This is a genomic window from Streptomyces mexicanus, assembly GCF_902506575.1.
GTDB lineage: Bacteria > Actinomycetota > Actinomycetes > Streptomycetales > Streptomycetaceae > Streptomyces > Streptomyces mexicanus.
Genome location: NZ_LR732544.1, coordinates 1712836 through 1719542 on the forward strand (window position 1 = coordinate 1712836; position 6707 = coordinate 1719542).

Here is a 6707-nt window from a genome sequence, read left to right on the forward strand (position 1 = left end):
GCTGGTGGGGAGATCATTTGCGTCATTGCCTGCTCCATGCGGGGGCCCGGAAAACAGCCGGCTGCGGGTACCCGGTGAGGGCACCCGCAGCCGCCCTGCTTTTTACAGGTACTGTCCGGTGTTCGCCACCGTGTCGATGGAGCGTCCGGTGTCCGCGCCCTGCTTTCCGGTGATGAGGGTGCGGATGTAGACGATCCGCTCGCCCTTCTTTCCGGAGATCCGGGCCCAGTCGTCGGGGTTGGTGGTGTTCGGCAGGTCCTCGTTCTCCTTGAACTCGTCCACGCAGGCCTGGAGCAGGTGGGAGACGCGGAGGCCCTTCTGGTTCTTCTCCAGGAAGTCCTTGATCGCCATCTTCTTGGCCCGGCCCACGATGTTCTCGATCATGGCGCCGGAATTGAAGTCCTTGAAGTACAGGACTTCCTTGTCGCCGTTGGCGTAGGTGACCTCCAGGAAGCGGTTCTCCTCGGATTCGGCGTACATCTGCTCGACCGCGGTCTGGATCATCGCCTGGACCGTGGCGCCCTTGTCACCGCCGTGTTCGGCGAGGTCGTCCGCGTGCAGCGGGAGGCGTTCGGTGAGGTACTTGGCGAAGATGTCCTTGGCCGCTTCGGCGTCGGGACGCTCGATCTTGATCTTCACGTCGAGGCGGCCGGGCCGCAGGATGGCCGGGTCGATCATGTCCTCGCGGTTGGAGGCGCCGATCACGACCACGTTCTGCAGGCCCTCCACACCGTCGATCTCGGCGAGCAGCTGCGGGACGATGGTGTTCTCCACGTCCGAGCTGACGCCGGAGCCGCGGGTGCGGAAGAGGGATTCCATCTCGTCGAAGAAGACGATGACGGGGGTGCCCTCGCTGGCCTTCTCCCGGGCACGCTGGAAGACCAGGCGGATCTGTCGCTCGGTCTCGCCGACGTACTTGTTCAGCAGCTCGGGGCCCTTGATGTTGAGGAAGAAGCTCTTGCCGGCGGCCTGGCCGGTGACTTCGGCGACCTTCTTGGCCAGCGAGTTGGCCACGGCCTTGGCGATGAGCGTCTTGCCGCATCCGGGGGGCCCGTAGAGGAGCACGCCCTTGGGCGGGCGCAGTTCGTGCTCCTTGAACAGGTCCGGGTAGAGGTAGGGCAGCTCGACGGCGTCGCGGATCATCTCGATCTGGTTGCCGAGGCCGCCGATCTGCTCGTAGCCGATGTCGGGCACCTCTTCGAGGACGAGTTCCTCGACCTCGCTCTTGGGCACGACCTCGTAGACGTAGCCGGACCTCGGCTCGAGCAGGAGGGCGTCGCCGGGGCGGATGGTGACGTCCAGCAGCGGCTCGGCGAGCCGCACCACCCGCTCCTCGTCGGTGTGCCCCAGCACCAGGGCGCGCTCGCCGTCCTCGAGGATCTCCTTGAGGGTGACGATGTCCCCGACGCGCTCGAATTCCATGGCCTCGACCACGTTGAGCGCTTCGTTCAGCATCACTTCCTGGCCGCGTCGCAGCTCGTCGAGCTCGACGCTGGGGCTCACGTTCACCCGCAGTTTGCGGCCGCCGGTGAAGATGTCGGCGGTGCCGTCCTCGTTGGCCTGCAGGAAGACGCCGAAGCCGGCGGGCGGCTGGGCGAGCCGGTCGACCTCTTCCTTCAGGGCCACGATCTGGTCGCGGGCCTCGCGGAGCGTGTTCGCGAGGCGCTCGTTCTGCGCGGACACGCCGGCCAGGTTGGTCTGCAGCTCGACGATCCGCTCTTCGAGAATCCTCGTGTGTCGCGGAGAGTCGGCGAGCTTGCGTCGCAGGACGGCGATCTCCTGCTCAAGGTAGGCGATCTGCCCGGCGGGGTCGTCGGACCCTTGCCCCGGGCGGATGCCGCGGTTCATGTCGTCGTCGTGGGCTGCCACGGTCCTCACCTCCTCCAAGGGGAGCTGGACGCTTCCAGACCCTACCTGGGTGGGTGTCGATTGAAACCCCTAGATCACAAAGACGGTCGGGGTGTGTCCGATCTTCACCCTTGCGCTCTCCCTCACGCCAGGGGAATACCCACCGAACGTGATTGGAAAGCGGACAGATATAGGGTCGAGATGTTCAACACCCGTCAGAGCTGGCCGGATTCCCGCGCGGCTCGACGTGAAACGGCAGGAGAGATGAGCGTGCAGCAGCAGACCCCGGACGACGGCGAGGCGCTGGAGGTCTGGATCGACCAGGACCTGTGCACCGGCGACGGCATCTGTGCGCAGTACGCGCCCGAGGTGTTCGAGCTGGACATCGACGGTCTGGCCTATGTGAAGGGCCCGGACGAGGAGCTGCTGCAGGACAGGGGGGCGACAACGCCCGTGCCGCTGCCGCTTCTCACGGACGTGGTGGACTCGGCCCGGGAGTGCCCGGGCGAGTGCATCCATGTGCGCCGCGTGTCGGACAAGGTGGAGGTGTACGGGCCCGACGCGGCGTGATCGCCGCGGTGCGCACCGTCACCGTTGCCTTGCCCACCGTCACTGTTGTCTGATTTCTCACACCGGGCGCGCTGGTCGGTCCGGTGCCACCCTGCGCCCGGACGGGCCGGGCGCCTTGCGGGCCGGACGGTGCCGGCGGGCGTCGTCCCGGGTCAGACGCTGTGCGCCTGGGCGGGGGTGGTGCGCAGGAACGCGCCGTTCTTCCACTGCCACTTCGCGCTGTCCTTGAGGTCGGGGCAGCAATTGGGCACGTCGGGGGACGAGTAGCCGAGCAGGGTGGCGGTGACCGCTCCGCCGCGCACCGCGAAGTCGGTGACCGTGTACCGGTCCTTGGGGTCCACGAGCGTGGCCACCACGCGGGCGGTCGTGGCGCCGTCGGTCCTGGTGAGGACGTAGACGCCGTCGGGCGGGGTGCCCATGGAGGCGTCGCAGTGGACGACGGCGACGGTCTCCGGCCGGCCGTCGTGGTCGAGGTCGCCGGAGGCCTGCCGGGCGACCACCGCCTTGACCGGACCGCACTGGAGGGGGAAGGTCACGCCCGCGGTCGGGCACCCGAGGGGACCACAGCCCGCGCCGGGCTGCCAGGCCAAGCCGCCTGCGGCGGTCGCGCAAGCGCGAGCCTGGCACCCCGGCACGGCCTGCGGTCGGCTGGCGCCTGCCCAACCGCGGAGGGAGCACCCCGACCGGGGTGGTCGTGTGGCGTGCGGACGCCGGGCGTAACCGCAAAAGAAGCCGCCCGAGCTGCGATTTCGACTTGACCTGAAGCCTAAAACTTGATTGAATTAGCAGTGTCGAAAGGGGGCGGGAATCCCCGGCCGACACCAGGACCCCCGGGTCCGACACCGAACTACCTCAACGAACGGAAGACCCATGATCACTGTGGATCTCGTCAAGCGCCGCGCGCAGTACCTCGTCATCGCGGACGACCGCGACGCCTTCACCAACTGGGCCGAGCACCGCCGTGCGGACCGGCTCCCCGAGCGGCGCGTGGTGCACGTCGAGCGCCAGGCCGACCACCCGGTCGAGCGCCAGGCGCAGTGGGACGAGCTGGAGGGCTCCGTCCTGGACGCCGGATCGGAGTCGCTGAGCCTGCTGACCGTCAGCGCCGTCAGCCACGCGCACGCCGCCGCCGTCGCCCGGCACGAGTACGCCGTGGCCAACGCCGCCGTCCGGATGGGCGAGGTCATCGACACGCACCTGGAGCGCGGCGGCCGCGGCTGGGTCGCGATCCGCATCGCGGACGGCGGCAGCGACGGCGAGCTGTACGGCGACTACGCGGAGGCCTTCGCCGCCCAGGAGCGCCCCGAGGCGTGCACCTACTTCCCGATCTCCCCGCTGACGCCGTGGACGCCCCGCATGTGCGAGGAGCACCTGGAGGCCATGACCCACCTGCGGCACGGGTGCATGGTCTACGGCCGCCCGACCTGCCGCTGACCCGCGGCCGCCGGTGGCGCGGGCGGGGGCGGGAATCCCCGCCCGCGGCCACCGGCCCAGCCGCCCGACACCGATCAACCTCAACGAAAGGCACGAGCATGACCACGACCCTGGCGTTCCGACTCGGCACCCCGGACTGGGAGCGCCGCTACCCCGTCCTGATCGGCGACAACACCGTGATCGGTGCCGTGTTCCGCTGGCACCGCGACTGGCTCACCCTCACCAGCGAAGGCGAGCACAACCTCGGCCGTCCCGAGAAGGGCCGCCGCGGCGTCCCCCAGGCGGCCGCGCAGGCGGCGGCCGCGCACGTGGCCGCCGAGTACGCGGCCGGTCGCATCACGGCCATGTCCCTCGCGGACGTGACGGCCGCCGCGCCCGTGCTGGACGGCGACGTGCCGCTGCTGCACCCGCGGATGCCGGAGACCCCCCGCAACGTCGAGACCGCGCAGCAGGTCATGGCCGCGCTGGCACTGCACCGCTGGAAGCCGTACACCGGCTTCCCCGGCAGCGACAACCCGTGGTGGCAGGAGTGCGAGCTGTGCGGCTGGCAGGGGCCGCGCTACTGGTCGCACCAGCGCGGCCGCAACGGCGAGCCGCCCAGCACCTACCGGCACCCGGCCTCCGCCGAGTTCGGGGCGCCCGCCGGGTGCGTCGGTGACGCCAAGGTCCGCGAGCTGATCGCCGCCTACAGCCAGTAGCTCCGCCCCGCCGCTCGACAGGCCAGTCGGGCCCGGATCACCCCGGGCCCGACTGGCCACTGGGCGTGGGGCCGCCTCACGCCCAACGAGCCGGCGGGGCGCCGGCCGGAGACGCACAGCGGCCGACGGGGCGCTATGCGTGGGAATCCCGTCGGCCGCACGGCTCGGCCACCGAGGGCCCTCAACAGGCCACTAACCGAGCACGCCAACATGGTAGACGCGTTCCGCACACACCAAGGAGCAGGACTGATGCAGACCATCGACGGACGGCTGTACGCCACGCGGGCCGAGCTGTCCGAGCGGGCCGGATACAAGGGGGACGCCACCCTGCGCGCCCTGTGGGCGGACCGCGAGGACAACGAGCACCCGCCCGCCCGCCGGATCGGCCGCGTCCTGTACTGGGACGTGGAGGAGTGGGAGCGCTGGTTCACCGCCTACCAGCGCCAGCGCAACGGCGTCGACTACAGCGGCAGCCCCGACGAGGAGCTGCCCCCGGCCGGCCAGGCCAAGGTGCTCGGGATCGACGTCAGTGCGATCAGCCACTACCGCGACAACCCGCCGCCCGGTTGGCCCGCCCCCGTGCGCACCGAGGAGCTGGAGAGTGGCAGGGTGCGGGAGTACCGCACCCGGCGCCAACTGTGGGAGTACGCCGATTCCCGCCCGCGGGCCGGAACAGCCGGCCGTCCGCCGATGCAGGGGCCGGACCCCCGCCTCGCCCTGGCGGTCGAGGCCCTGGCCGCCGAGCCAGGCCGGAAGGCGGGGGAGATTGCCGCCGCCCTCGCCGAGCGTCACGGCGGAGGCCTGAGCACCTGGAAGCGCATCGTCACCGAGGCTCGCAGGCAGGGCTGACCGGCGCCGGAATGCGGCCGGCCAGCGTCCGCCCCGACCGGGCGGACGCTGGCCGCAGGTGCGCCCGCTAGGAAGCCGGGAGACCGGCCCTGATCTGCCATTTCGCCTTGACCTACACGCGAAAACTTGATTGAATTAGCGGTGTCGGACGGGGCGGGAATCCCGGACCGGCACCACCGAGAAGCCTCAACGATCAAGGACGGTCACATGGACGAGACCGAGCCGGGGGAGCCGACCCCTCAAACCTGCCTCCGAGTGGCCCGCGAGGCCGCCGCCCTCGCCGTCGCCGCGGCGGACGAGGCGATGAACGCCGTGTGCCGCAGCCGCTCCGGCAACACCGCCCGCCTGGAGGAGGTCATGCACGCGGCGCACCAGGAGGCCGTCGAAGCTGAGGGGCACGCCGCCCGCGCGGAGCAGTGGGCGGCCGACCCGCAAATGCCGGAGCGTGCGCTGTACCGCTGTGCCAGCGGGGCCGTCGAACACGCCGTGCGGGCCCAGGCAGCGGCTGGTGCCGAGTTGACGGCCACCGCACTGCGGGCCGCGCTGGAGCGCACACTCACACCCCAGGAGCACGCCGAGCTGGAGAGCGAGCGGCGCCGCGGGGAAGCCGAGCGGGAGGCGGAGGAGCGGGCCGCCACCGGCATGGACCGCGACAACAGGCGGCAGGCGGACATGAACCGCTTCTACGCCGAGACTGCGGTGCCCGCACTCGGCTGGACGGCTGGGCACGTCCGGGTGCTGGAGGCCGCTGAGACCGGCCGTCTGTACTGGCGCGGGGGGCAGGCCCGGCAGGCGGCCCAGCGCGGCGTGTGGGACGGCGGCCGCAGGGTCAGCCGGGAGCGCACCAAGGCGCTGGCGGCCGCCGGATTCCTCGCCGCCCGCCAGGACGGCGACGCCCGGGTGCTCACCTTGAGCCCGATGGGCCAGGTCGCGCTGGACCTCGCGCGGCTGTACCCGGCAGGCCTGTACGACAGCGACCAGGCCGCCTACGAGGCCCGCTACGCTCGCGTGGCCAAGCGGCACAAGCGCAGGGACGACAAGAAGGCGGCCGCGCGCCGTCTGCCGCCTCTGGACTCCAGCGCGCTGCGGCTGTACCGGCGGCCGGTGACGCTCGCCGAGCAGGAGGCGCGGGCCGAGCGCGAGGCCGTCGGGCAGTGGGAGGACGAGGGAGGCTACTGCCCTGGCGTCCCGACTCCTGCCCCCGTCGCGGAGGAGGGCACCGCCCGGTGCCCCTGCTGCGGACTGCACAAGGCCACCGTGGCTGGGGTCCTCACCCCCCACAAGCCCACCCGCACCGCCGCCGAAGAC

General features: G+C 71.2%; 6 protein-coding genes and 1 pseudogene. 5 read left to right on the forward strand and 2 right to left on the reverse strand.

The features are described 5' to 3' along the window. Positions 1–102: 102 nt before the first annotated feature. On the reverse strand, positions 103–1869 hold the full coding sequence (gene arc, locus GV126_RS07720; RefSeq protein ID WP_028422916.1) for a proteasome ATPase: 1767 nt from the start codon (positions 1867–1869) through the stop codon (positions 103–105). Between the two features lie 243 nt (positions 1870–2112). Between arc and GV126_RS07730 the strand changes: the two genes are divergently transcribed. Further along, complete coding sequence (locus tag GV126_RS07730; RefSeq protein ID WP_028422915.1) at positions 2113–2418, forward strand: ferredoxin; 306 nt, start codon at positions 2113–2115, stop codon at positions 2416–2418. 152 nt (positions 2419–2570) lie between these two features. Here the strand turns inward: GV126_RS07730 and GV126_RS07735 are convergent, their stop codons facing one another. Further along, positions 2571–3053, reverse strand: a complete 483-nt coding sequence (locus GV126_RS07735; protein WP_438947831.1) for a hypothetical protein — start codon at positions 3051–3053, stop codon at positions 2571–2573. A 235-nt stretch (positions 3054–3288) separates the two neighbouring features. On the opposite strand from GV126_RS07735, the gene GV126_RS07740 reads away from it, so the two are divergent. The 4 genes and pseudogenes from GV126_RS07740 to GV126_RS07755 all read left to right on the forward strand — a co-directional run. Beyond that, a complete protein-coding gene (locus GV126_RS07740; protein WP_159663886.1) occupies positions 3289–3852 on the forward strand; it encodes a hypothetical protein in 564 nt (187 codons plus the stop codon). Between the two features lie 98 nt (positions 3853–3950). Then, positions 3951–4550, forward strand: coding sequence for a hypothetical protein (locus GV126_RS07745; RefSeq protein WP_159663888.1), 600 nt, complete (start codon positions 3951–3953; stop codon positions 4548–4550). A gap of 249 nt (positions 4551–4799) precedes the next feature. Beyond that, a complete protein-coding gene (locus GV126_RS07750; RefSeq protein ID WP_159663890.1) occupies positions 4800–5399 on the forward strand; it encodes a hypothetical protein in 600 nt (199 codons plus the stop codon). 207 nt (positions 5400–5606) lie between these two features. After that, positions 5607–6707, forward strand: a pseudogene (locus tag GV126_RS07755) (DNA cytosine methyltransferase); the annotation flags it as partial.